At 66.9% G+C, this 24,482-nt stretch carries 17 protein-coding genes and 1 pseudogene; 7 read left to right on the top strand and 11 right to left on the bottom strand.

The features are described from left to right. Nucleotides 1–2 precede the first annotated feature (2 nt). Nucleotides 3–2,629 (bottom strand): annotated as a pseudogene (locus L6444_RS04610) (GH92 family glycosyl hydrolase). 151 nt (nucleotides 2,630–2,780) lie between these two features. On the opposite strand from L6444_RS04610, the gene lpqN reads away from it, so the two are divergent. The 4 genes from lpqN (at nucleotide 2,781) to L6444_RS04590 (ending at nucleotide 7,699) form a co-directional block, all read left to right on the top strand. After that, nucleotides 2,781–3,488, top strand: coding sequence for an envelope biogenesis lipoprotein LpqN (gene lpqN / locus L6444_RS04605; RefSeq protein WP_236981033.1), 708 nt, complete (start codon nucleotides 2,781–2,783; stop codon nucleotides 3,486–3,488). Nucleotides 3,489–3,594: 106 nt separating this feature from the next. Beyond that, nucleotides 3,595–4,080, top strand: coding sequence for a hypothetical protein (locus tag L6444_RS04600; protein ID WP_236981031.1), 486 nt, complete (start codon nucleotides 3,595–3,597; stop codon nucleotides 4,078–4,080). Nucleotides 4,081–4,113: 33 nt separating this feature from the next. Next, nucleotides 4,114–6,345 (top strand): FUSC family protein, encoded by a 2,232-nt coding sequence (locus L6444_RS04595; protein WP_236981029.1) that lies wholly within the window; start codon nucleotides 4,114–4,116, stop codon nucleotides 6,343–6,345. Nucleotides 6,346–6,439: 94 nt separating this feature from the next. Next, nucleotides 6,440–7,699, top strand: a complete 1,260-nt coding sequence (locus L6444_RS04590) for a cytochrome P450 (RefSeq protein ID WP_236981027.1) — start codon at nucleotides 6,440–6,442, stop codon at nucleotides 7,697–7,699. Here the strand turns inward: L6444_RS04590 and L6444_RS04585 are convergent. The 10 genes from L6444_RS04585 to L6444_RS04540 all read right to left on the bottom strand — a co-directional run bounded on the left by L6444_RS04585 (nucleotide 7,696) and on the right by L6444_RS04540 (nucleotide 20,433). Then, complete coding sequence (locus L6444_RS04585; RefSeq protein ID WP_236981018.1) at nucleotides 7,696–9,063, bottom strand: HNH endonuclease signature motif containing protein; 1,368 nt, start codon at nucleotides 9,061–9,063, stop codon at nucleotides 7,696–7,698. The genes L6444_RS04590 and L6444_RS04585 overlap by 4 nt on opposite strands. Before the next feature lie 77 nt (nucleotides 9,064–9,140). Then, a complete protein-coding gene (fadD1, locus tag L6444_RS04580) occupies nucleotides 9,141–10,763 on the bottom strand; it encodes a fatty-acid--CoA ligase FadD1 (RefSeq protein ID WP_236981016.1) in 1,623 nt (540 codons plus the stop codon). Next, on the bottom strand, nucleotides 10,756–11,163 hold the full coding sequence (locus L6444_RS04575) for a Zn-ribbon domain-containing OB-fold protein (protein WP_236981014.1): 408 nt from the start codon (nucleotides 11,161–11,163) through the stop codon (nucleotides 10,756–10,758). Before L6444_RS04575 ends, fadD1 begins: the two co-directional genes overlap by 8 nt. A gap of 1 nt (nucleotide 11,164) precedes the next feature. Continuing rightward, entirely contained in the window at nucleotides 11,165–12,367 is a 1,203-nt protein-coding gene (locus tag L6444_RS04570; RefSeq protein ID WP_236981012.1) for a thiolase family protein, read from the bottom strand. Beyond that, nucleotides 12,364–12,789, bottom strand: a complete 426-nt coding sequence (locus L6444_RS04565) for a MaoC/PaaZ C-terminal domain-containing protein (RefSeq protein ID WP_236981011.1) — start codon at nucleotides 12,787–12,789, stop codon at nucleotides 12,364–12,366. Before L6444_RS04565 ends, L6444_RS04570 begins: the two co-directional genes overlap by 4 nt. Continuing rightward, nucleotides 12,786–13,256 carry a MaoC family dehydratase gene (locus L6444_RS04560; RefSeq protein WP_236983805.1) on the bottom strand — a complete coding sequence of 157 codons (471 nt, stop codon included), beginning with the start codon at nucleotides 13,254–13,256 and terminating at the stop codon, nucleotides 12,786–12,788. Before L6444_RS04560 ends, L6444_RS04565 begins: the two co-directional genes overlap by 4 nt. A gap of 22 nt (nucleotides 13,257–13,278) precedes the next feature. Beyond that, on the bottom strand, nucleotides 13,279–14,391 hold the full coding sequence (locus L6444_RS04555) for an acyl-CoA dehydrogenase family protein (protein WP_236981009.1): 1,113 nt from the start codon (nucleotides 14,389–14,391) through the stop codon (nucleotides 13,279–13,281). A gap of 4 nt (nucleotides 14,392–14,395) precedes the next feature. Beyond that, nucleotides 14,396–15,574, bottom strand: coding sequence for an acyl-CoA dehydrogenase family protein (locus tag L6444_RS04550; RefSeq protein ID WP_236981007.1), 1,179 nt, complete (start codon nucleotides 15,572–15,574; stop codon nucleotides 14,396–14,398). Between the two features lie 106 nt (nucleotides 15,575–15,680). Next, nucleotides 15,681–17,132 (bottom strand): amidase, encoded by a 1,452-nt coding sequence (locus tag L6444_RS04545; protein WP_236981005.1) that lies wholly within the window; start codon nucleotides 17,130–17,132, stop codon nucleotides 15,681–15,683. A gap of 13 nt (nucleotides 17,133–17,145) precedes the next feature. After that, nucleotides 17,146–20,433, bottom strand: coding sequence for a LuxR C-terminal-related transcriptional regulator (locus L6444_RS04540; RefSeq protein WP_236981003.1), 3,288 nt, complete (start codon nucleotides 20,431–20,433; stop codon nucleotides 17,146–17,148). 148 nt (nucleotides 20,434–20,581) lie between these two features. On the opposite strand from L6444_RS04540, the gene L6444_RS04535 reads away from it, so the two are divergent. From L6444_RS04535 to L6444_RS04525, 3 genes are all read left to right on the top strand, one after another. Next, nucleotides 20,582–21,961: a hypothetical protein gene (locus L6444_RS04535; protein ID WP_236981001.1), complete on the top strand. Its 1,380-nt coding sequence runs from the start codon at nucleotides 20,582–20,584 to the stop codon at nucleotides 21,959–21,961. Between the two features lie 90 nt (nucleotides 21,962–22,051). Continuing rightward, entirely contained in the window at nucleotides 22,052–22,855 is an 804-nt protein-coding gene (locus L6444_RS04530) for a mycofactocin-coupled SDR family oxidoreductase (protein ID WP_236980999.1), read from the top strand. A 15-nt stretch (nucleotides 22,856–22,870) separates the two neighbouring features. Beyond that, the gene (locus L6444_RS04525) at nucleotides 22,871–24,439 is read left to right on the top strand and encodes a long-chain-fatty-acid--CoA ligase (protein ID WP_236980997.1); all 1,569 of its coding nucleotides are present in this window, start codon (nucleotides 22,871–22,873) and stop codon (nucleotides 24,437–24,439) included. Nucleotides 24,440–24,482 lie beyond the last annotated feature (43 nt).

The raw sequence follows: 24,482 nt of genomic DNA, 5'->3' as shown, positions 1-24,482 counted from the left end.
AGCTATTCATCGAACGACGGGCGGGTCACCAGGACGACTACGGCGCGACTTCTGCTGCCGTCCACGGTGGTCGTCAGATAGACCGGGTATTGGTCGTCGGGCACCGACGATGCCACTGTGATCGCGACGTCGACGGTGGCTGAACCGTCGTCGCCGAACTGCCCGGATACCGGCGCCACCGTGACTCCGCCCGCTGCTACGGCGCCGGAGACTGTGTAGCCGGCGGGGCCGTCGATCATCCGCTGCAAGTCGAGTTCGACGGTTCCCGTCGTCCCCGGCGCGATGGCCAGTACCGGTTGGGCGACGTTGCTGGTCACCGCCGCGCTACCCGCCTGGAAAGACGGCGGCGCCGAGGACTCGGCGGTGCCCCAGGATTTGTCGGGTCGCCCCGCCAGCATGAAGGCGAGATCACCGCCGGTGCGGATGATCGATTCGGGCAGGTAGGTGCGATCGGTGGGTTGCCCGTCGATGCTGAGGCTCCTGATGTACTTCAACCGGTTGACACCGGAGGCCCCGGGCGCGGTGATCCGGATGAATTTACCTGCCGGAAGGGCGATTTCAGCGCGGTCGAACAGCGGTGTGGCGACCGTCAGGATCGGAGTGCCCGGGGTGCTCGGATACAGGCCCAGCGCCGCCCAGACATACCAGCTGGACAGCGCTCCGAGATCGTCGTTGCCCGGAGCGCCGTCGGGGCTCGGGGCGAACAGGCCGCGCACCCGGTCGACGGTGCGCTGGGTCTGCCAGGGTTGACCGAAGTAGTTGTACAACCACGGCACGCCGAAACCCGGCTCGTTGCCCGCCCACAGGTAGGGCTTGTTCGGCCCCACGTTGAGGCGCTTGGTGAACCGGTCGAGCCGCTGTGCGGCAGCGCTGCGACCGCCCAGCGCGGTAGCCAACCCGGCCACGTTGTGGGGCACCCACCACAGATACTGCTCGGCATTGCCCTCGTCGTAACCGAATTGGCCGAATCCCGAGTGGTTTTCCACGAATCCCGGCCCGGTGCGGAAAAATCCGTTCGGGCCGCGCGGCGAGATGTACCGGGTTGTGGGATTGAACAGGTTCTGCCAATACTGGGATCGGCGCTGAAATTCCGCGGCGGTGGCGGAGTCGCCCAGTGCGTCGGCGAATCGGCCGATGGTGAAGTCGGCGAGCGACCATTCCAGGGTGACCGAGGCGCCGGGCCCGAATTCGGGCAGCTGCGGCGCGTAGCCCAGCCGTAGATAGGTATCGATTCCGGGCCGCTCCACGTATCCGTTGCGTCCGGCACCGCCACTCGTTGCCGCATCGACCATGTAGCCCAGCGCCGCCCGGGTATCGAAATCCTTGGCCCCGAACATGTAGAAGCCCACGATGAGCGGAACCACGCTGTCGCCGGTCATCTGGCTGGTCGCGGCGTTCGCCAGCGCCCACCGGGGTAGCGCCCCGCTCTGCTCGGCGTCGTTGACCAGCGACTGGGCCATGTCGCTGGCGCGTTCTGGGAAGATCAGTGCCTGCAGGGCGGCCAGGCTGCGATAGGTATCCCAGTCAGAAAAGTTGGCGTATTGCGTATGTCCTTGTGGCACGACGTGTATGACGTTGTCGAAGCCGATGTAGCGGCCGTCGTGGTCGTTGAAGGTGTTGGGGTGCAACAGCGACCGGTACAGGCAGCTGTAAAAGGTCTGCACATCGCTGGGATTGCGGCTGGCTATCGCGATGCGCTTGAGTGCGCTGTTCCATTCGGCGGCCGCAGCCGCGTGCATGTCGTCGAAGCTGGTCGCACCCTCGGCGGCGAGGTTCGCCTGGGCACCCTCGATGCCCACGTAGGAGATCGCGGTTCGCACCTCGACCACCGCACCGGCGGGGAATTCGACATATCCGCCGCTGTAGGGGGAATTCGCGTTGCGGGAACCGTCGGTCACCGTGTAGCCGTCCCAGGTGCCGTACGCCTGGAACGGCTGATTGAACTTCATCGCGAAGAAGACGGTGTAGGTGTTGGACTTGTCGCAGAACGATCCGCTGGTGGCCCACCCGGTGATCGTGGTGTTGTCCTCCTCGATCTGGATGGTCGCGCGGGAGGTCCCGGCCAGCGACGCACCGGAACGCACCTGGAACAGCGCCCGCCGGCCGTCGTGCGGGTAGCTGAATCGGCCGATGCCGGTGTGGGTGGCGGCGGTGAGTTCGGCTTTTGACTCCCGTGTCGGGAAACCGCACCGTGTAGTAACCGGGCGTGCCCACTTCGGTGCGGTCGTGCGCGATCCGCTCCCAGGAGTACCAGGGTTGCGAACCGATGGCACTGGTGGTCGGCAACATCGAAATGTCCCCGAACGCAGGACAACCCACCGATGCATGGGTCATGCTGAACCCGGTGGCCCGCGGATTGTCGTAGGCGTAGCCCGCGTAGTTGTTGACCGTGTCCGGCGAGTACTGCACCATGCCGAACGGCACGGTAGCGCCCCGGGAATCCGTTGATCTCGCCCACCACCGCGCCACCGGTCCCGGTGCCGATCAGGGTGTCGACGTGCTCGACTGGATTGCCGACCATGGTGGGTTCGCCGTCGTACGCGGTGGGCGGGCCCGCCAGCAGCGGTACGAACAGGATCGGCACCGCAAGGATTGCGACGAGAACCCGCAACGCCCGCCGCGACCGCATAGCTGTCTCCTTACTCCACCGAGGGCCCCAGGGGGCGCATTTCGGCAAACGACGCGCCCAGCTACCTGTGGACCATCCGCGCTGTTCGACTAGTGTCAGTCCGACGTCGCCGGCACAGAGCCCGGGACCCAAGCTTGGGAGACAGTAAAAGATGAAGCTTCTCACCGCGGCGATCGCCACTGTGGCGTTGAGCCTGACGCTCGTCGGTTGCGGGTCGGACAAGAAGACCGAAGTGAAGACCTCGACTTCGACTTCGACGAGCACGTCCACCTCGACGTCGACCGCTGCCGCCTCCGCGACGCCGACCCCGCCGCCGGGTCAGGCCAACTACACCGTCGACGACTACTTCCGGGACAAGAACATCAAGACGACGGTCGTCAAACGCGGTGACCCCGGCGCCCCGAACCTCGACTTGCCCATTCCTCCCGGCTGGGATACAAGCAGTGACCCCAACGTCCCCTCCTACGGCGCCATCGTCTTGACCTCTCCCTCGGACCCCAGTGTGGTTCCCACCGTCCTGGCGATCGTGACCAAACTCGAAGGTGACGTCGACCCGGCCAAGATTTTCGAATACGCGCCGGGTGAGTTGAAGAATCTGTCCGGGTTCGAGGGCAGCAGCCCCAACGGAAGCGAATCCACCCTCGGCGTGCCCCCCGGGCAGTCGTTCAAGGCCTGGCAGTTCGGTGGTTCCTACACCAAGGACGGCAAGAAGCGGAGCGCCGCGCAGAAGACGGTGGTGATCACCGGACCGAACGGCACCTACCTGCTGCAGCTCGACGCCGACTCACTCGACGCAGATTCGGCGCAACTGATGGACGCGATGCACGCTATCGACACCCAGACCGTCATCACGCCCTGACCGAGACCGCCACGAGGAGCGCCGCGGGGCCGGGCAGGCTCCGCGGCGCTTCGTTCGGCGGGCACTGCTCGCCACGCCGGAAGGCGACAGGTCTTACGGTTGGTTCATGACAGAACAGTCGTATGCCGTAGACGTGGGCCATCCGCCGTCGGCTCTGCTTCGTGCCGTCAACCCGATCCTGGGTTTTCTGCTGGGCACGCCGTTCGCCGGTCCGCTGCGCAAGCAGCTGATGGTGCTCAACTTCACCGGGCGCAAGTCCGGTAAACAGTTTTCGGTTCCGGTGAGCGCGCACGTCATCGACAACGAGCTGTACGCGCTGGCCGGCGCCAACTGGAAGTACAACTTCTCCGGCGGCGGCCTCGCGCAGGTGGTCTACGACGGCAAGACCAGGCCGATGCGCGGTGAAATCGTCGAGGACAGGGCCAAGACGCACGAACTCTACCTGCGCTGCGCGCAGTCCTACGGAGTCAAGAAGGCCCAGCGGATGATGGGAATAAGCTTCCGCGACAACCGAATCCCGACGCTGCAGGAATTCGCCGAGGCGATCGAACGACTGAAACTCGTTGCGATCAAGTTCACCCCGGGCGAATAGGTAGTTCTCTTTGCGCACAACACAAACCGAAGGATGAGTCCGGTCACAATCGAACCGGTGGCGACGTTCTACCAGCGGGCGCAGACCTGGACGATCGGCTCCGACCCCGGCTTGCTGAGGCTGAGGCTGGCGATCCGCACGACACTCGCCCTGGGCTGTTCGCTGTTGGTGATGTTCGTGTTGACCCGGGCGACCGGGCAGCCGCTTACCGTCGCCCTGCTCGGTGCGGTGATCACCATGGTCGCGTCCCGCTCGGTCAACGAACCCGACCCCCGCGAGCAGCGGATCACGATGGCGTTGCTGCCGCTGCCGGCGGCGCTGTCCATCGTCGTCGCCACGCTGCTGGCGCCGCATCGACTGGCCGGCGACATCGTCTTCGTGGTGGTGGTTTTCATCGCGGTCTACATCCGGCGCTTCGGTGCCCGCGGTCGCGCGCTGGGCATGGTGGGTTTCATGGCCTACTTCTTCACCCTCTACCTCCGGGCCGGCGTGCACGAGGTGCCCTGGATGGTCGGCGCCGTGGTGGTAGGCACCTTGTTCACGTTCCTGATGACGGCCTACGTGCTGCCCGATGATCCAGATCGTGTGTTGCGAGCCACTATTCGCTCACTGCGGGCGCGAATGGCGATCGTGGTCGACACCACCGCCGACGGGCTGCAGGCGGGCCGGCTCGACGAACGGCGCCGGCGCCGGGTGCGAGCCCGCATCGCGCGGCTCAACGACACGGCGTTGATGGTGCAGGACCGAATCGAGGACAAGGCCAACCCGGCCCCGGTCGGAGAACGACTGGCACCGTGGCTGTTCGATGCGGAACTCGCCGTCGAGTGGGTCGCGCTGGCCGGTCAGCGGGCGGCCCTCGTCGCTTCGGAGATACCGCCCGAGACCCGCGGCGAACTCGTCGCCGCGCTCAGCGAACTCGCGCGGGCCATCAGGTTTCCCAGCCAGGGCGGGCTGCGGGCCGCCGCGGATCGCGCCCAGCGGGTGCTCGACGGCCACCCCGCGAGCTCGGAAAGACTGGGCGAGATCGCGGTGCGCCGGCTTGCCATGTCGATAATCGCCGCTGCGACAGCCACTTCGGAGGCCCGCACGCAGATTGAGCACGTCACCGACGAAGTCACTCAGGATTCCGAAGCGGAAGACGAAAATCCCGAGCCGGACACCGGCCCCGACACGGACACCGACACCGAGCCACCCGCCGCGGGTCTGCGGCCCACCACCCGGCAAGCCATCCAGGCGTGCGTCGCGGCGGCACTGGCGATCGTCGCCGGCGACCGGGTGTCACCGGACCGCTGGTATTGGGCCGTGATCGCCGCATTCGTGGTCTTCGCCGGCACCAACACCTGGGGTGAAAGCCTCACCAAGGGCTGGCAGCGACTGCTGGGCACGGCCCTGGGTGTGCCGTGCGGGATGCTGGTCGCCACCCTTTTCTCCGGCAACGAGGTCGCCTCGCTGGTGATGGTCTTCGTGTGCCTGTTCTGCGCGTTCTACTTCATGCAGGTCACCCAGAGCCTGATGGCATTCTGGATCACCACCATGCTGGCGCTGCTGTACGGGCTGATGGGTCAGTTCAGCGTGGACGTGCTGCTGCTCCGCATCGAGGAGACCGCAATCGGCGCCGTCATCGGAGTTGCCGTGGCAATTCTGGTGCTGCCCACCAACATCGGCGCCACCGTGCGCAGCGACACCCGCGAATTCCTCACGGCGTTGTCCACCCTGATCGACACCTCCATGGCCGCGATGTTCGACCGCGGTCCGGCCGGCAGCCCGACGGAGCAGGCACGCCAACTCGACCGCAAACTGCAGCAGTATCGGGCCACCGCCAAACCGCTGCTCGCCGGCGTCACCGGGCTGGCCGGGCGCCGCAGCATTCAGCGCAGCCTGCGATTGTTCGCCGCCTGCGATCGCTACGCCCGGGTGCTGGCCCGCCGCAGCGAGCAGTATCACCACCCCGACTGCCCGGCCGAGCTCGCCGACGCCGTCACCGATGCCGCGACCCAGGTTCGGCGCAACATCGACGCTCTGATCGCCACGCTCGACGGCGAGCACGCCACGACCATCATCTCAGCTTCCGATGCCCTGGATGCCGCGGAAACGTTGGCCCAGGAGCACGACGACACCTTCGATCCCGGCCGGCCCGGACCGGATCCGCGGCGTCATCCCGCTGTTCTGCACCAGCTGCGGCAGATCGACCGGGTGGTGGTCGCCGCCGCAACCCACCTGGATGCCGACGCGGTACTCAAATCCCCTGACTCCCGGGTGAATTGAGTTCATCCACACTTGAGCTCTTCACCGTCGGCGGGTCAGGCGGCTACGATCAGGCGCAACGCCGCGCTCGGCACCTCATCGAGGAGGAAGTCCCATGGCCGCTCCGAACCTGCCACCGGGCTTCGACTTCACCGATCCCGACATCTATGCGCATCGCCTGCCGGTGCAGGAATTCGCCGAGTTACGCGCCACCGCCCCGGTCTGGTGGAACGAGCAGCCACTGGATCAGGGCGGATTCGGTGACGGCGGCTACTGGGTGGTGACCAAGCACCGCGATGTTCGCGACGTGTCGTTGCGCAGTGACGTGTTCTCCTCCGCCGAGAAGTCCGTCGTGCCGCGTTACCCGCAGGAGGCGGCACAGGCGCAGGTCGAGGCCGGGCGGGCGTCGATGATCATGATGGACGACCCCGAGCACACCCGGCTGCGCAAGATCATCGCCCGCGGGTTCACGCCCCGTGCCGTGGAACGGTTGCGCGCCGACCTCGGCGAGCGGGCGCAGCGGATCGCGGCCCGCGCGGCGGCCGAGGGGTCGGGCGATTTCGTCCGACAGGTGGCCTGCGAATTGCCGCTGCAGGCCATCGCCGGGCTGCTCGGGGTGCCGGTGGAGGACCGCGAGCAGTTGTTCGACTGGTCGAACCAGATGATCGGCAGCGACGACCCCGAGTTCGCCGAGCACAACTCGTTGACGGCCGCTGCCGAAATGATGTGGTACGCCATGCAATTGGCGGCCAGCAAGGCCGAGAATCCCGGTCCCGACATAGTCTCGACGCTGCTGCGGGCCGACGCCGACGGCAACCTGTCCGAGGCCGAGTTCGGCATGTTCGTGGTCACGCTCGCCATCGCCGGAAACGAGACCACCCGCAACTCGATTACCCACGGCATGATGGCGTTCACCGACTTTCCCGACCAGTGGGAACTGTTCAAGGCCCAACGCCCCAAAACCGCGGCCGACGAGATCATCCGGTGGGCCACACCCATCACCGCGTTCCAGCGCACCGCGATGGTCGACACCGAAGTCGGCGGTGTCGCAATCAAGAAGGGCCAGCGGGTGGTGCTGTTCTACCGCTCCGCCAACTTCGATGAAGACGTGTTCGACGATCCGCTGGCGTTCAATATCCTGCGAAACCCCAACCCGCACGTCGGATTCGGGGGCACCGGCGCGCATTACTGCATCGGCGCCAACCTGGCTCGCATGACGATCGACCTGATGTTCAACGCCATCGCCGACACCTTGCCCGACGTGGCTTCGCTGGCCGAACCCGAGCGGCTGCGCTCGCCGTTCATCACCGGCATCAAGCACTGGCAAGTCGATTACCGGAGCAAGTGCCCAAGATCATCCGGAACCGCTGACTAAGGCTCGTCGTCGTCATCGCCGGGTATCAGCAGCTTCTCCGGGTGGTGATACCGATTGATCCGCGGCTGCCCATGGTCCAGGTGTGCCGGCGGCAGCCATTCTGTCTCGCCCTTGGCGTTGGTGCGGGTCGTGAATCCGCCGTCTTCGACCAGGCGGTTGTCGATGCCACAGGCCAGCGTCAGGTCGCCGATGTCGGTGCGCCCGGTGTTCTTCCAGCCGCTGACGTGGTGAACCTCGCTGTGGTACGCCGGCGCGGTGCAACCGGGCCGCGTGCACCCACGATCCCTGGCATACAACATGATTCGCTGGGCGGGTGAGGCCAGCCGCCTGGTGTGGTACAGCGCCAGCGGTTTGGCCCCATCGAACAGGGCGAGGTAATGATTCGCATGACTCGCCATCCGAATCAGGTCCGAGATAGGGACTTTCGAGCCGCCACCCGTCACCCCTCGACCGGCCGCGGACTCCAGATCCTGCAAGGTGGCGGTGACCACGATCGACACCGGCAGACCGCGGTGGCTGCCGAGCTCGCCCGACGCCAACAGCCCGCGCAGTCCCGCCAACAGGCCATCGTGGTTGCGTTGCTCCTGGCTGCGGGAGTCACGACGCGCCGCGTCCGCATCGGGTGTGCCGTCTACCACCGGGGCGTCGTCCTGAGGGTTGCACGCGCCGGGCGCTGCCAGCTTGGCCAACACAGCCTCGAGCGTGGCTCGCAGTTCCGGATTGACCAGACCGCTGATCGCGGACATGCCGTCGGATTGCTGCTTGCCGAGTTTGATACCGCGCTTGCGGGCGCGCTCCTCATCGGAGAAATCACCATCGGGGTGCAGCCAGTCCAACAGCTGCGATGCCAAGCCGGCTAGCTCGTCGGGACGACGATCCACGGCCAGCTCGGCCAGCACGGCCTCCGCGCTTTCGCGAACACCGAGATCCACCGTGGCGGGCAGATCCTTGAGGAAGTCCCGGATCGCTTTCAGGTGCCCGTCACCGATGCGCCCGTCCAGGTGCGCCGCGGCGGTGTTCGACAACAGCGGGTCCAGCGGCTCCCCGGTGATGGCGCGGCGCTGTCCCAGGTCGGCCGCGTCGGCGATGCGGCGGCTCGCCTCTTTCTTGTTGATGTGCAGCAGGTCGGCCAGCGCCGAACTCAAGGATCCGCCCAACTCTTCCTTCGTGGCCCCGGCGGCCAGCTGGTTGATCAGGGTGTGCTGGACGGCTCGGGGACGCCGGGCCTGGCGTTCCAGCCGATGGACGATCCGCTTGTGTTCGGGTGTGGTCAGTCCGTCAAATGTCAGCGCGCACAACCGGTCCTGAAGTTCGTCGATCCCGTCGAGGATCGCGACGATCTCCTCGCGACTGCTTGCCGTCATACCCCGAATGCTACGAAGACCCACCGACAAATAGCGCTCCCGCAAGCGCGGAAACCCGCCCGAGCAGAAGATTTCACTCACAGCGAAAAACGCTGCCGCCGTTGATTTATCTCCCGGACCCGACTAACCGGCAGCGACGTACTCCGCCCCCGCTCCGAGCGCACCCACAACACCCCACCGTCCCCGGCGGTCGGGCCGGCCTTGACGAGTTCGCGTTTGAGGATCTTGTTGGTCGGGGTCCGCGGCAGCGCGGCCTCGATCCGCACATACCGCGGCCACGCTTTCGGTGACAGGTCCGGCTGCGCGGCCAGGAATTCACCGAATTGGTTGGGCGTCAACGTTGCTCCGTTGTTGAGCACCAGCGCGGCCATCACCTGGTCGCCGACGCGTTCGTCGGGAACGGCGTAGACGGCGAGGTGGTTGACCTCGGGTAGGCGTTGCAGGATCCGCTCGATTGGTCCTGCGGCGAGATTCTCGCCGTCCACCCGCATCCAGTCCGCGGTCCGCCCGGCCAGGTAGATCCACCCGTCGGCGTCGCGGTAGGCCAGATCGCCCGACCAGTACATGCCGTGGCGCATCCGCTCACCGGTGGCCGCGGCATCGTTGTAGTAGCCGGTGAAGCCGCCGGAACCGTAGGTGTTGACCAGTTCGCCGACGGCGTCGTCGAAGTTGGTCAGTGCGTCGTGCTCGTCGAAAAGCGCTGGGGCACATTCGGTCAGCGTGTCGGGGTGGTACACACTCACGCCCGGATACCCCCTGCCGATCGAGCCGGCCGGCGTCCCGTCTTCGCGCATCACGACGACGGCGAATTCGCTGGAACCGAAGCTGTCCACCACCCGGCAGCCGAAACGCTTTGCGAATTCCTCGATGTCGCGCTCGGTGGCCTCGTTCCCGAACGCCGCACGCAGCGTGTTGTCGGCATCGTCGGGCTGCTCCGGCGTGGCCAGCACCAGCGCCAGTGGCTTGCCGACGTAGTTCAGGTAGGTGATGCCGTAGCGGCGGATGTCGGCCAGGAATCGCGACGGCGAGAACTTGACTGGCACCATCGCCGCGCCCGCGCACAGGGCCACCACCCAGCCCGCCGCGACACCGTTGGAGTGGAACAGCGGCATCGCCAGGTAGCACACGTCGTCGCGGGTGAGCCCGAATCGTTCAACCAGACTGGCCCCACACAGCACGCCCATCGCGTGGGCGAATCGCACTGCCTTCGGATCGCCGCTGGTGCCGGAGGTGAAGATAATCACCACCGGATCGGCTCCGCCGACCTCACGGGGCACCAGCGGTCCCGCCGCCGCCACCGCGTCGCGATACCCGGCTTCGTCGACGTTGACTACGGCGACACCGCCCAGGTCGAGACCGTCGAGCAGCGCCCGGTGATCGTCGTCGACCAGCACCAGTTGGGAGTCCGAGCGGGCGATGTCGGCCGCCAGACCCGCCCCGCGACGGGTCGTGTTGATGCCGCACAGCACGTACCCGCCCAGCGCGGCGGCAGCCATCGACCGCAGCATCGCCGGCGAATTGCCCAGCAGCGCAGCGACATGCAGCGGCCGGCGCCGGTCGAGGAGGTTCAACACCATCGACGCCTCGGCCGAGGCCTCGCGCAGGTGCTCGCGCCAGGTCCAGGTCCGATCATTGTGCATCACCGCCACGGAGTCGTCCTGCATGCGGGAGCGCAGCAGCTGCTGCAGAGTTTCAATCATCGGCGGGCCTGTACCGCAACAACGTCACGTCGCCGGCGTCGCAGAACACCGGGCAGACCCGCATGCCGATCCGGATGTCCTCGGGCGCGACCTCGACCAACTCGGTGCTGACCCGGGGTCCGACGTCCCACTGCACGACCGCGAGAAGTTGCGGCAGCTGATCTGCCCATGGCGGACCGGTGGGACGGCGCGCGACCGTGTAGGTGTACAACGTTCCGGCGCCGTCGATTTCGCGCCATTCCAGGTCGTCGGCCAGCGTTCCGGGCGCCAAGGTGCGCGGGTAGAAGACGTAGCGACCGGTCGACGGCGAGTATTGAATCCGGATCTTGTGCTCGCGCAACGCATCCCAGAATGGCTGCGATACCGGCGTCGGCTCGGGCAGCGGCCGGGGATCAGTCATCTCAGTCGCCTCCCAGCAGCAGGGCAACCTGCTCGCTCATGATGCCGCCATTGCCCGTCACGAATGCGGTGTTGCAGTCGCGGACCTGCGCATCCCCGGACCGGCCCATGAGCTGCCGGGCGCCGTCGACCACGTGATGCATGCCGCCGGCCATCCCGGCCTGTCCGAACGACAATTGGCCGCCGGCGGTGTTGACCGGGAAATCGCCCCGGAAGGTCAGGTCGTGTTCGGTGAGCCACCTCATGCCCGCACCTTTGCTGCAGAAGCCCGCATCTTCCAGCGTCATCAGCACGGTGATGGTGTAGCAGTCATAGATCGAAGCGACGTCAACGTCGTCGCGGACCAAACCGGCCATCGTGAAAGCCTTTTCGGCGGCGCGGCCGATCGGGGTGTGCAGCAGATCGTCGGCGTAGGTGGGGGTTTTGAAGCGGATGTGCTCACCGAAGCCCTTGACCCAGACCGGCCGGTGCCGGGCACGGCGCGCCACATCGGCATTGGCGACCAACACCCCGGCCCCACCCTGCACCCGCATCACCGTCTCCAGCATGCGGATCGGGTCGGCGATCACCGGGCTGCTCAGCACATCCTCGACGGTGAGCGGCTTGCCGTGGAACACCGCGCCCGGGTGGGCGCAGGCGTTGGTGCGCTGCTGTACTGCGATCCGCGCCAAAGCGGCTGCATCGTAGCCGTATTCGGCCGCATAGCGCTGGGCTATCTGGGCGTACGGCGCGTTCTGTCCGACGTTGCCGTAGGGGATCTCGAACTCGGCCTGCGGTGAACCATAGTTGTTGCTCGACGCCCCGTACCAGCCCAGGGTGCGGCCGGGCCGGCGCTGCGAGCGCGGAATCTCCAACGACCCCGGAACCACCACCAGCACCGCGTCGCACACACCCAGTTCCACCGCCGCGGCCGCCCGCCAGACCATGCCGGCAGCGGTCGCACCGCCCAGGTCCACTCGGTCGCCGAAGTCCAGCGGGATCCCCAGATACTCCGAAAGGGTGGCCGGCGCAAACATGTCCGACTCCGCGAGGCCGTGACACGAAAGACCGTTCACCACCGCCGCATCGACGCCCGCGTCCTCGATCACCATCTTCGCCAGCAGTGCGTACTGGTCCAGGGTGAACGACGGCGGCCGACTCTGGCGGCGTTCGGCGGGCAGTTCCGCGATGCCGACGATGGCCGCCTCGCCCCGCAATCCGCTCATCGGCCGGCCCGGTGCGGCAGTGCGACGGTCGCAGTGCCGGGCATCAACACGTCGTCGCCGCGCCGGCAGAAGACGTCCAGGTCCACCAGGCCGTCCGCCTTGCCGGTCACGACGCCACCGAACGTCAACTCCTGACCCGGGTATGCGACGGCGCGGTTCTGCACCGAGAACCGGACCAGTCTGCCGTCGCCGCCGACCCAGTCGGTCAGCGCCCGCGACAACAAGGCCGCCTGGAGCGGCCCCTGGACCAGGACGTTGTCGTAGCCTTCGACGTCGCGCGCCCAATCCTTGTCGTAGTGGATGCGGTGCCCGTTATAGGTCGCGGCGCTGAACAAGAACATCTGCGTCTCGGTCACCGTCACGGTCAATGTGGTTATCGCCGAACCGGTTTCGACGTCCTCATAGTATAGCTGCCCGGTCACGCGGGCCTCGCGATCATCGACGTGGTGGTTTCGGCAAGAAGCTCGCCACCCTGATTGCGGTATTCGGCACTCCAGGTCACCAGGACGAATCGGCCTGATCTGCCTTCCTTTTCCACGATCGAGTCGATGGTCCGCACCAGCTGTACCTGGTCGTGGTGATAGGCCGGGGCGTGGAAGGTGGTGCTCTCGCCGCCGGCCATCCGCCGCGGAGCGCGCGGGAAAGCCAGGCTGCCGGTGGTGGCGCCGGATGACCCGTCGGGTCGCAGCTCGTCCAGGCTGGTGACGCCCAGGACGGCGTACTGCAGGTAAAGCGGTGGGCAGACGATGTCTCGGTAACCATGTGCGCGTGCGTATTCGGGTTCGAACCACAACGGGTTGTGGTCGCCGACCGCGGCGGCCCACCGTTGCCAGTCCCGCCTGCTCACCTCGCCGACGGCGGTGGCTACCACGCTGCCGACGCGCGCCATCGAGTCCGGATCGATGAGGCTTTCAGTCACCCATGCCCTCCCAATTCATCTCTGCGTCAAGCCATCTCGCGGCTTCGTCGGCGCCGCCCCCGACCGTCGCGAGGATGCGCGCGCGTTCGGAGAACAGGTGCAGGTCGGTGTCGACGACGTAGCCCATGCCGCCGTGCAACTGGTGGGCATCCAGCGTGATCTGCTTGACCCGGCACGCCTGCATCCTGGCGATCGCGGTCTCGCGGGTGGCCGTGCGGCCGCGACCGATCCAGAACACCGCGGAGTGAGCGGCCAACCTCGCCGCCGCCAGCGCGATGTGCATGTCCGCCACCAGATGCTGGGCCGCCTGGAAGGAGGCGATCGGACGGCCGAACTGTTCGCGCATCTTGGTGTACTCGACGGTACGTTGCAGCACCGCGTCGGCCACGCCGACCAAATCAAGGCTCAACAGCGCCACCGCCGCGTTGACCACCCGGCGCAGCTCCGGGCCGGCCAGCTCACCCAGGACGCGGCGGTGGTCGTCGACGAGCACATCGTGCAACTCCACCGCGAACGCCCGATACCCGCCCATCAGGGCGAGTGGCTGGACCCGCAGGTCGGCGGTGTCGACAACGAAACCCATTGTCGCTGAACCGGTATCGGCGGTGACGACAATCAGGTCGGCCGCAGCGGCGTCGCTGACGAAGTCCAGGCGACCGGTTAACAGCCAGCGCCCGTCGCCGTCGGCGCGGGCGCGCAACCTCGGGGTGACATCAGCGGCGTCCCGCGGGTTGTACAGCGCGGTCGTCGCGCGTGCAGTGCCCGACGCCAGCGCCGGCAGCCAGGTTTCGCGCGCTGCCGAACCACCCAGCCAGTCGACGGCCAGCGCGGCATGCGTGCTGCTGTGCACACCCATGGGGCACAACGCCCGTCCGGCTTCGACGCAGAAGACGCCGAATTCGGACAGGGTGCCGCCGGATCCGCCGAGTCGCTCCTCGATCGGCAGTCCGAGCAGACCCGCTTCGGCCAACGATTTCCAAAGTCCCGGTGTTACGTGGTCGTTGCCGTGCGGTGCACGCGGCACTGTCGCGGGACCGGCGGCGCTCAATACCTTGCGGCACATGGCGGCCAGATCCTGCTCATCCTGATCGGGTATCAGTCGCATGCGGTCACCTGCCGTAGGAGGGCATTGCGTGACCGCGCTGGGCGATCACATCCCGCAGCACCTCGTTGGTGCCGCCGCCGAACCGCATCAGCGGTGCCACCCGGTACAGCCGCTCGAAGAAGCCGGCCGCGGGCGCGTCGGCGCTGCGATGCGCCAGCAGTCCGTCGGGACCGAGCAGGTCGATCGCCAAATCCGCGATGCGCTGCCGTAATTCGCTGGTGAAGATCTTCTCGACGCTGACCTCGACGGTGGGTATCCGTCCGGAGTCCAGCAACGAGGCGGCTTCGTAGCCCATCAGTTTCGCCACTTCCACGTCGGCCTCGGCTTGGGCCAGGCGCCGGCGAAACGCAGGGTCGCCGGCCGGCACGAAACCGTCGCGGCACGGTCGGGACGCCAACGCCACCAACTCGTCGAGGGCTCGGCGCAGATCGCCTGCATTGGTCAGCGCACCACGCTCCAAGTCCAGCGCGCCGGTGATGTAGGTCCAGCCGCGGTTGACCTCCCCGATCAGGTTGGTGACGGGCACCCGTACGTCGCGGAAGAATGTCTCGTTGGTGCGATAACCCGACCACGCGTAGAGCGGATGGATCTCGATGCCGGGCGTGTCGATGGGGACCATGATCACCGAGATCCCGCGGTGCCGCGGCGCGTCGGGATCGGTCCGGACGCAAAGCCATTCGTGCGTGCAGCGCTGTGCCCCACTGTTCCAGATCTTGGACCCGGTGATCACCCACTGGTCGCCGTCCCGGACCGCGCGCGTCTTCAAGCCGGCCAGGTCAGTGCCGGCATTGGGCTCGGAATAACCCACCGCACAGATGATTTCGCCGCGGGCGATCGGCGGCAGGAATTCCTTCTTGTTCTGCTCGGTGCCGTGCCGCATGATCATCGGTGCCACCGAGGTGACGGTCAGGTCCGGGCCCGGGACGCCCGCGTACTCGAACTCACTCATCAACAGGTGCTGGTGGGTGGCCGTCAGCCCGAGGCCGCCGTACTCGCGGGGCCAGTTCAGCCCGAACCAGCCGCGTGCACCGATTTTGCGGCGAAAAGCCGAAAGTTCACCGCCCTGGAATTCGAGGTCATGCTCGGCCATCTCGGCGCGCAGCGCTGCCGTGACGTTGTCCGCGAGGAACTGACGCACCTCGGCCAGCCAGGCCCGCTGCTCGTCGTCGAGCTCGAAGTCCACACAGCGACACTAGCGGCCGGCGGCCGATCGACTGCCGGCACCCACGCGCCGGCGGCCGGCAGCAACCAGACCGCCGATCGGGTTCGACCGATGAGCGCGGCGACACTCAGGCCAGCGGCGGTCGACAGGACGACCAGGGGTGAGCGGATTCCAGTTGGGCCGCAACGCGAATCAGGACATCCTCCCGGCCGTAAGCGGCGGCCAACTGGATGCCGATGGGCAGCCCGTCGCCGTTGCGGTGCAGCGGCAGGCTGATGGCCGGCTGCCCGCTCATGTTGAAAGGCGGCGTGAACGCCGCGAACTCGCCGCCACGGCGCATCGGCGCGGTCGGGTGCTCGGGCTTGTTCTCGAACTCGGCCAACGGCAACGGCGGTTCGGCGACCGTGGGGGTGAGCAGCAGGTCCCAACCGTCGGCCCACCACTGTTGCAGTGCCCGACGGAAGGCGTACACCGCGTTCTCGGCCGCGGCGTAGTCGACGGCGCTGACCCCCCGCGCACGTTCGATCAGCACCCAGTTGACCGGCTCGATGTCGTCGGCGGTCAACTCCCGGCCGAGCGTCGCGCCGAAGCCACGCGCCGCCATCGCCAGCTGCGTTGCCCACAGCGCCATGAACTTCTGCTGCAACGTATCGTCGGCCAGGGCCGACGGCCACGCCGGTTCGACGATGTGCCCGAGCCCCTCCAGCATGGAGGCCGCCGAGCGCACCGCCGTCACACAGTCCGGGTGCAGGAACCCTCCCCGCGGATGGATGTCGAGCAACCCGACCCGAAGCCGGCCCGGGTCGGCACCGAGCTCGTCGACGTAAGGCCGTTGCGGCGCAGGGGCGATCACCGTGTCGCCGACCCCGGGGCCGCGCACGGCGTCCAGCAGTCCCGCCGTGTCACGCACCGTGCGACTGACACACAGCTCCACGCCCAGGCCCGCCTCGGCGCGCAACGGCCCAACCGTGATGCGGCCCTGGCTGGGCTTGAGTCCGACCAGCCCGCAGCACGACGCCGGGATCCGGATGCTGCCGCCGCCGTCCGAGGCGTTGGCGAACGGAACCATCCCGACGGCGACCGCCGCTGCCGCACCGCCACTGGAGCCACCCGGGGTACGGTCCAGCGCATAGGGGTTACGGGTCGGCCCCCACGCCAAAGGTTGAGTGGTGGGCAGGCTGCCCATCTCGGGACTGTTGGTTCGCCCGGCGATGACCAGTCCGGCCGCCTTGAACCGGGATACCAACGTGGTGTCGGCGGTGTCGATCTTGGCCGCCGCCTTGAGGGCCGCGTTGCCGTTGGACAGCGTCTGGCCGGCGAAGCTGGTGTAGAGATCCTTGAGCAGGAATGGGACGCCTTGAAAGGGACGCGGCGGCCCGTGCGGCAAACCCGCGTCGGCGGCGACCGCTCGGGCGTGTTCGAACCATTCGATGACGACAGCGTTCAGTGTTGCGTTGGATTGCTCGATGCGTTCGATGGCCGCTTCCAGCAGTTCGCCGGGTGTCACCTCTTTCTTGGCGATCAGCGCAGCTTGATCGGTGGCGTCCATCCATCGGGTTTCCTCGGCAAGTCCACTCATAACATTCGGTCTATCACGAATGGCGAGCGGCCTCCTGCACCAGCTGGACCCGGGATGACAATCCGAGCTTCGTATACACATGGGTGAGGTGGCTCTCCACCGTCCGCAGCGAGACGAAAAGCCTTGCGGCGATTGCTTTGTTCCCCAGTCCCTCGCTGACCAGGCCGACGACGGCGCACTCGGTCGGGGTGAGCGACGCCCAACCGGTGGACGGACGGCGCCGCTCCCCGCGGCCCCGTTGCGCATAAGCGATCGAATCCTCGGTGGACATCGCGGCGCCCTCGGCGTATGCGACGTCGAATTCGTTGTCGCCGAAGGCATCCCGTAACCGAGCGACCGCATCGTCGGGCGCGGCGTCGTGCACCTTGAACCGGACCGCGCCCATCCGCTGCCGGAGCGCGGCAGCGGCGCCGAACAGCCGGCACGCTTCAGCACGCCGCTCGGCCTGGCCGGCGAGTATCGCCAGCAGCTCGAAGATATCCGGAATTCCGAGCAACGCGCCCAGATTCGCCGCCAGCGACAACGCCTCGTGGGCATCGCGCTCGGCCTGCTCGTATTCCCCCCGCGCGATCGCCACCCGGGTGCGGGCCTCAAGCGCCAACACCCGGTACCAGCCGGAGGACACCGAGACCGACTCATCAGCCCACCGGTGCGCCCCGGCCGGGTCGCCCTGAGCCAGCGCGACTTCGGCCCGTAGATAGGTGTGCATCCACTGGTGTATCGGGTTAGCGTTCAACTGCTGGCGGCACAATTCACTCAGCCGGTCCGCCTCGAGCACCTCCCCCGCCGCCAGCATCGCCGCGGCGTGCACACCGTTGCCGTTACCGAGCCAAAGGTCACCCATCTCGGCAAGGATCGGCATACTTTCGTCGAAGATGCCCAGAGCGGTCTCGAGGTCGCCTCGGTACGCATGGGCTAATCCGAGCATGTGCCTGCTCACCGTCCACCACATACCGTCGCCGGCCGCCTCCGCGTCCGCTTCGACGCCCCGCAGCTGGTCGATCGCGCCCGCGAGATCTCCGCTGACAGTTCGAGCCCAGCCCAGCCAGTTGCAACACTGTCGGCGGGTGAAGCGATCACCGACGACCTCCGCCAGCTGCTCCCCTTCTTCTCCGAACTTGCGAGCGGCCGGAACGTCACCGTTCATGAAAGCCAAGTTCGTTTGCCACCCCAACAGCTGGACAATCAGCCACTTGTCGCCCAGCGGGCGGGCCAAACCGAACGCCTCGTCGAAATACTGCCGGCCGTCTTGGCCACCATAGGCGGTCATCACCCCGCAGGCCGTGAGCGCACGGGCAAGCAGCGCCGGGTCGCCGATTTCGCGAGCCATCGTCACGGCTTGTTCGGCCCACGTCGCGCTGTCCACCCCGATCGCCCAGGTGTGCAGCAGGGCGCGGTCGGCGAGGGCACGAGCGCGAACCGCGGATGTTGCTGCGGCGCCTTCATTTTGGCCCAGCGCCGCATCGAACCACGCCATCAGCGCCTCGCGTACCCGCCCGCTGATCAACCACAGCGGCACCAGCGCCGACGCCAACCGCAAGGCGCTGTCGCTGTCACCCTGGTCCACGCTCCAGGCGAGAACCGCACGCAGATTATCGATCTCGACAGCCACCCGGTCGATCTGCTGTTGATCGGCCGCCCCGTTTTCCAGCGACGCCGCGACTTCCAGATAGTGGTCACGGTGACGCGCTCGTACGTCGTCACCTTCGCCCGACTCACCGAGCTTCTCCAGCGCGTACTGGCGCACCGTCTCCAACATCCGGTATCGCGTTGCACCACTAGGGCTTTCGGCAACTACCAGCGACTTGTCCACCAGCAAGGTGAGCTGGTCGAGCACCTGGTAACGCTCGACCTCGCTACCCCCGGCAACGGCACGCACCGCTGCCAGATCGAAGCCGCCGACGAACGCCGCCAGTCGCCGGAACAGCACCCGTTCCGATTCGGTCAACAACGCGTGCGACCAGTCGACCGAAGCCCGCAGCGTCTGCTGACGCCGCACCGCGGCGCGAGTGGTGCCGGTCAACAGCCGGAAACGGTCGTGCAGGCTGTCGCGGATCTCGTCCACGGACAGCGCGCGCACCCGCGCGGCCGCCAGTTCGATGGCCAGCGGCATCCCGTCCAGCCGACTGCAGATGTCGCAGACCACGTCGCGCTGGTCGGCGAGGCGGAACTCGGGCCGGACCAGTCGAGCCCGGTCGACGAACAGGTCGACCGCCTCGTCGTTCAGCGACAGCGACGGCACCCGCCAGATCGCCTCGCCTGCCACGCCGATCGGCTCCCGGCTGGTCACCAGCAACCGCAGCCCCGCGCACGCGCTGAGCAGCGCCCCCACCAGCGCCGCCGTCGCGTCCAACAGGTGCTCGCAGTTGTCCAGCACGATCAGCATCTGACGGTCCCCGATGAAGCCCACCAGCGTCTCCGTGGTGGAGCGGCCCGGCTGGTCGGGCAGGCCCAGCGCCCGCGCCGCGGCGATCGCCACGATGTCGGAATCGGCGATCGGCGCCAGGTCGACGAACCACAGCGCACCCGTCGGCTCGGTGGCCAACCCACCGGCGACCTCGATGGCCAGCCGGGTTTTCCCTACGCCGCCGGCACCCGTCAACGTCACCAGCCGGCTGGTGCCCAACATGCGCCGTATCTCGGCCAGTTGTTCACCGCGCCCGATGAAGCTGGTCAGCTGCGCTGGAAGATTATGTACTGCACCAGTTTTCGGTGTACGTAAGGGCGGGAACTCGTTACCGAGCTCCGGGTGGCACAGCTGCAGAACTTGCTCCGGGCGCGGCAGATCGCGAAGCCGATAGGTGCCCAGATCGGTGAGCCACGCCTGCGCGGGCAGGTTGTCGAGGACCATCGCCTCGGTCGCGCTGGACAGCACCGTCTGTCCCCCGTGCGCCAGATCACGCAGCCGGCCGGCCCGGTTGATCGCCGGCCCGACGTAGTTCGCATCCCCGCTCACCGGATCGCGCAGCTGGACGTCGCCGGTATGCATGCCGATACGCAACCGGATCGGTTGCAACGGGGCCCGCTGCAGATCGACCGCACAGGCCACCGCGTCGGCGGCGCGACTGAAGGCGATCACGAAGCTGTCACCCTCGCCCTGTTCGATCGGGCGCACGCCGTGGTGGGTGGTGACGAGATCACCCAGCGTGCGATCCAACCGCGCGACGGCGGACGCCATCTGCTCGGGCTGGGTTTCCCACAGTCGGGTCGACCCCTCGATGTCGGCGAGCAGCAGCGTCACCGTTCCGGTCGGCAGCTCGTTCACGCCCAGGTCGCTCCAATTCACCGTATCTGCGCTCATGCTAGCCAGCATGTGCGCAGCCTCGACGGCAAAACATCCGTGCAAACTCGGAGAACACCGAGGCAAAACCCGCGAATTTGCTCGATTCGCCGTAACCTGGCGCCCGCTTTAGGCTCAGAACACACAGGACTTAGCGGGGGGAACGCTGATGAGTGTGCCGAACAGGCTGTTCGCGTCCAGACGCGCGGGTGCGCTGGCTGCGGTGGTCGCCGCCCTGACCTGCGCGTCCTGCGCCACCTCGGCGACCGTGAAACCGCCCGACGCGCAGCCCGGCAGCACCAAAATCCCGACGTCGACACCCGCGGCCAACTCGGTCGCGCCGCCTCCCCCGCACATCAGCCCGTTGGCCAAAGATTGGAAAACCTACGGCGGAACCGTCTACTTCGGCTGCCCCACCGACTTCACAGCCAGCAAATCCGCACTCGACGATATCCGGCCCAAAGTCCTGGACCCCAACACCGCGGATTTGATAATGCCCGCCATCCCTGCGATCGCCCCCGGCGAAACCGTCACGGGCGCCATCTGCGCATTGTCGAACAATGTCACCGACATGAAAGTCGTCTACCTGGTCAACACGCTCAAGCCCGCTGAAGGACCGCAGCCTCAAGTCACCAAAACCACGGCCTACGTGGTCGACCTGAAGTCGAGCCAGCCGCTGGCGACCAGAGAACTGCAACCGCCCGCAGACCTCAGACTCGCCGCGCCCAAGGAATGGCGACTGGCCCCCACCACCACCGGCGTGGCATGGCTACACCCCTACACCGACGCGGGCGGAGCGGCGACGCAACCGAAAACGGTAGTCCTGTCCAACACCGATCTGTCGACACTGTGGGACGACGCACAGCCCGGACGCATCTGGCAGGACATTCTCGCGTTCCAGCGCAGCACCGAGCCCAGCCCCCTGCCCAGCACCCAGGTCGGCAATGCGCTGGGTGCCGAATTGCGTTTACCCACCGGCGAACCCGTCTTCCAAGACAACGGCGTTATCAGCGTGGACAGCGAATTGTCGGACGGACCAGACAGATTCGTGCAGATCACACACCGGGATTCGGAGAGTCCATCGGTGACGTCCACCATGTTCTTCGACCTGGCCTCGCGCTCCGTCCTCAAACTCGGTGACACCGACCGGATCTCCGGTGGCAGCCTGGCCGCGACCTTGTCCGACGGAAACCTCTTCGTCGACGGACGCGGTTCGGACACTTCGCAATTCGGCTACGGCGTGTGGAATCTGCGTACCCAGCACTGGGATCTGCTGGTCAGCCGCGACGATGCCAAGAAGCAGCCGATCACCAAACTGGCGTTCTTCGGCGGCCATCTCTACATCACCAAATCAGACGGCAGCTTCTCGGTGCTTGCCCTGCCCGCCACCAATCCGGTGGCGACCAACTGGACCGACCGGCCGTTCGGCCGGATCACCGACTGGACGCTGGTCTGTCGCGGCGAGACCGCACCGGAGCAGAAGGGCGACTGCCGGGAGATCCTGCTGGCCCGCGACACCGACGGCCACTACCCCGGGCCCTGGTTCTAGCTGGGCCGCTGCCGTAGTCGTTCGGCGGTGCTAAACAGCGCGCGCTGCAAGTGTTTTCGTGACCAGGCGCTACTGCTAACCTGACGGGTTATGGGTGCGTTGGATGGACGGGTCGCGTTGATCACCGGAGGGGCGCGCGGGCAGGGCCGCACCCATGCACTGGCGCTGGCAGCCGAGGGCGCCGATATCGTCGTCGCCGATGCGCCACGGCCGATGCAGGACCTGACCTACCCGCTGGGCACCGAGGACGATCTGCGCGTGACCACCAAACTGGTCGAAGAACTGGGTCGGCGCTGCGTGCCGTTGACCGTCGACGTGCGCGACGCGGCGCAGGTGGGCACGGCCGTGGAGCAGACGGTGACCGATCTGGGCAGCCTCGACATCGTGGTAGCCAACGCCGGCGTCGTCAGTACCGGGCCGTTGGACCAGGTCAGCGACACCATCTGGCAGCAGCTGCTCGACACCAACCTGACCGGTGTCTTCCACACATTGCGTGCCGCCATCCCGGTGATGCGCCGCCAGCGGTTCGGTCGGATCGTGGTGACCTCCTCGATGGGCGGGCGGATGGGCATTCCCGAACTGGCGGCCTACAACGCCACCAAATGGGGTGTCATCGGGTTGGCCAAGTCCGCTGCGCTGGAGGTCGCCAAGGAGGGCATCACCATCAACGTCGTGTGTCCGACCACGACCCGGACGCCGATGGTCCAGCCCGAGGGCGGCGACGACGTCCCCGACGAACTGGTGCGCCGGATGATGAAGGCTAACCCGATTCCGCAGCCCTGGATCGAGCCCGAAGATGTCAGCCGCGCGGTGGTGTACCTGGTCACCGACCGCGGGGTCATCACCGGCAGTGTGCTGGAAGTCGGCCTCGGTGGCAGCGCCCGCATTCACTGATGAAAGGCTCATCCCATGTCTGACCTAGCCGATCCCCGTTTCCTCGACGAACGCCTGGCCCACTGGGCCGCCACCAAGCCCGACGAGGAGGCGATGGACTACCTGGACCGGAATTGGACCTGGGCGCAGTGGAACGACAGGGTCCGCCGGCTGGCGGGTGCGTTGACCGAGTTCGGCGTGAAGCGCGGCGACGTGGTGGCGTTTCTGGACAAGAACCACCCGGCGTGTGTCGAGCTGACCATCGCCGCCGCGTCGCTGGGGGCGGCCAACGCCATCATCAATTTCAGGCTGGCCGCCGACGAACTCGACTATGTCCTCAACGATTCGGGAGCCAAGGTGCTCATCGTCGGCTCGGAGTTCAAGCCGAGCATCGACAAGATCCGCGGTGATCTCACCAAGGTGGAACACATCATCGAGGTGACACCGGAAGGCGGCGACGGCGACGAATACGAGGCGCTGCTGGCCGGAGCCACTCCAGTCGGCCGGTCCGAAGACGTCGAACCCGATGACGTGTGCATCATCATGTACTCCTCGGGCACCACCGGCCGCCCCAAAGGCGTGATGCTGACGCAGGCGAACATCATCGCGCACACGATCAACGCGCACGAGGGCTTCGAGTTCGACCCCGGCGACAAGAGCATGGTGTCGATGCCGCTGTTCCATGTCGGCGGATCGTCCTATGTGCAGTTCGGCATTCACGACGGCGTGGCCAGCGTGATGACGCGCGACGTCGACGGCATGACGCTGGCCGGCGCAATCCTCAAGGGCGCCAACCGAACATTCCTGGTGCCTGCCGTGCTGGCGAAGGTGCTCGAGTCCGGCGAGGACGCCGTAAAACTGTTCGGGGCGCTCAAGACGTATTCCTACGGCGCGTCGCCGATGCCGCTGCCGTTGCTGCGAGCCGCGCTGGAGGCGTGGCCGAACACCGACTTCATCCAGGCCTACGGACTGACCGAAGTGTGTGGCGTGATCAGCCACCTGCTGCCGGATGCGCACCGCGCGCAAGACAACCCGGAACGGCTCGGCAGCGCGGGCACGCTGGTGCCCAACGCGGAGGTGCGAGTGGTCGACCCGTTCACGCTCGAAGACGTACCCGCCGGTGAGCAGGGTGAATTATGGTTCCGCACACCACAATTGATGAAGGGTTACCACAACAAGCCGGAGGCGACGGCCGAGGCGGTCACCGAGGACGGCTGGTTCCGGACCGGCGACATCGGGCGCGTCGACGAGGGCGGCTACATCTTCGTCGAGGATCGGCTCAAGGACATGATCATCTCGGGCGGGGAGAACATCTACTCGATCGAGGTGGAGCAGGTGCTGGCCGAACACCCGGCGGTGGCCGAGGTCGCGATCATCGGGGTCCCCGACGACAGGTGGGGTGAGGTGGTGAAAGCCGTTGTCTCCCTTGAGGGTGAGGCCACCGAGGAGGAGATCATCGCGTTCGCCCGCGAACGGCTGGCCGCCTACAAGTGTCCCAAGTCCGTCGACTTCGCCGACGAGTTACCACGCAACCCGACGGGCAAGATCATGAAGAAGGATCTGCGCAAGCCGTACTGGGACGGCCGCGACCGCGCGACGGTGTGAGCAGCTCGGCGATTGACGCGCGACGAACGAGGGTAGCCCCCCG

Origin of the sequence: Mycobacterium kiyosense (assembly GCA_021654635.1) — a bacterium.
Classification (GTDB): Bacteria; Actinomycetota; Actinomycetes; order Mycobacteriales; family Mycobacteriaceae; genus Mycobacterium; species Mycobacterium kiyosense.
This window is presented reverse-complemented; position numbering and strand designations above follow the sequence as displayed.

What these genes read in the sequence shown, in the direction of transcription:
- lpqN (WP_236981033.1), top strand. Translation starts at nt 2,781, where the DNA reads ATGAAGCTTCTCACCGCGGCGATCGCCACTGTGGCGTTGAGCCTGACG.
- L6444_RS04600 (WP_236981031.1), top strand. Translation starts at nt 3,595, where the DNA reads ATGACAGAACAGTCGTATGCCGTAGACGTGGGCCATCCGCCGTCGGCT.
- L6444_RS04595 (WP_236981029.1), top strand. Translation starts at nt 4,114, where the DNA reads ATGAGTCCGGTCACAATCGAACCGGTGGCGACGTTCTACCAGCGGGCG.
- L6444_RS04590 (WP_236981027.1), top strand. Translation starts at nt 6,440, where the DNA reads ATGGCCGCTCCGAACCTGCCACCGGGCTTCGACTTCACCGATCCCGAC.
- L6444_RS04585 (WP_236981018.1), bottom strand. Translation starts at nt 9,063, where the DNA reads ATGACGGCAAGCAGTCGCGAGGAGATCGTCGCGATCCTCGACGGGATC.
- fadD1 (WP_236981016.1), bottom strand. Translation starts at nt 10,763, where the DNA reads ATGATTGAAACTCTGCAGCAGCTGCTGCGCTCCCGCATGCAGGACGAC.
- L6444_RS04575 (WP_236981014.1), bottom strand. Translation starts at nt 11,163, where the DNA reads ATGACTGATCCCCGGCCGCTGCCCGAGCCGACGCCGGTATCGCAGCCA.
- L6444_RS04570 (WP_236981012.1), bottom strand. Translation starts at nt 12,367, where the DNA reads ATGAGCGGATTGCGGGGCGAGGCGGCCATCGTCGGCATCGCGGAACTG.
- L6444_RS04560 (WP_236983805.1), bottom strand. Translation starts at nt 13,256, where the DNA reads ATGGCGCGCGTCGGCAGCGTGGTAGCCACCGCCGTCGGCGAGGTGAGC.
- L6444_RS04555 (WP_236981009.1), bottom strand. Translation starts at nt 14,391, where the DNA reads ATGCGACTGATACCCGATCAGGATGAGCAGGATCTGGCCGCCATGTGC.
- L6444_RS04545 (WP_236981005.1), bottom strand. Translation starts at nt 17,132, where the DNA reads ATGAGTGGACTTGCCGAGGAAACCCGATGGATGGACGCCACCGATCAA.
- L6444_RS04540 (WP_236981003.1), bottom strand. Translation starts at nt 20,433, where the DNA reads ATGAGCGCAGATACGGTGAATTGGAGCGACCTGGGCGTGAACGAGCTG.
- L6444_RS04535 (WP_236981001.1), top strand. Translation starts at nt 20,582, where the DNA reads ATGAGTGTGCCGAACAGGCTGTTCGCGTCCAGACGCGCGGGTGCGCTG.
- L6444_RS04530 (WP_236980999.1), top strand. Translation starts at nt 22,052, where the DNA reads ATGGGTGCGTTGGATGGACGGGTCGCGTTGATCACCGGAGGGGCGCGC.
- L6444_RS04525 (WP_236980997.1), top strand. Translation starts at nt 22,871, where the DNA reads ATGTCTGACCTAGCCGATCCCCGTTTCCTCGACGAACGCCTGGCCCAC.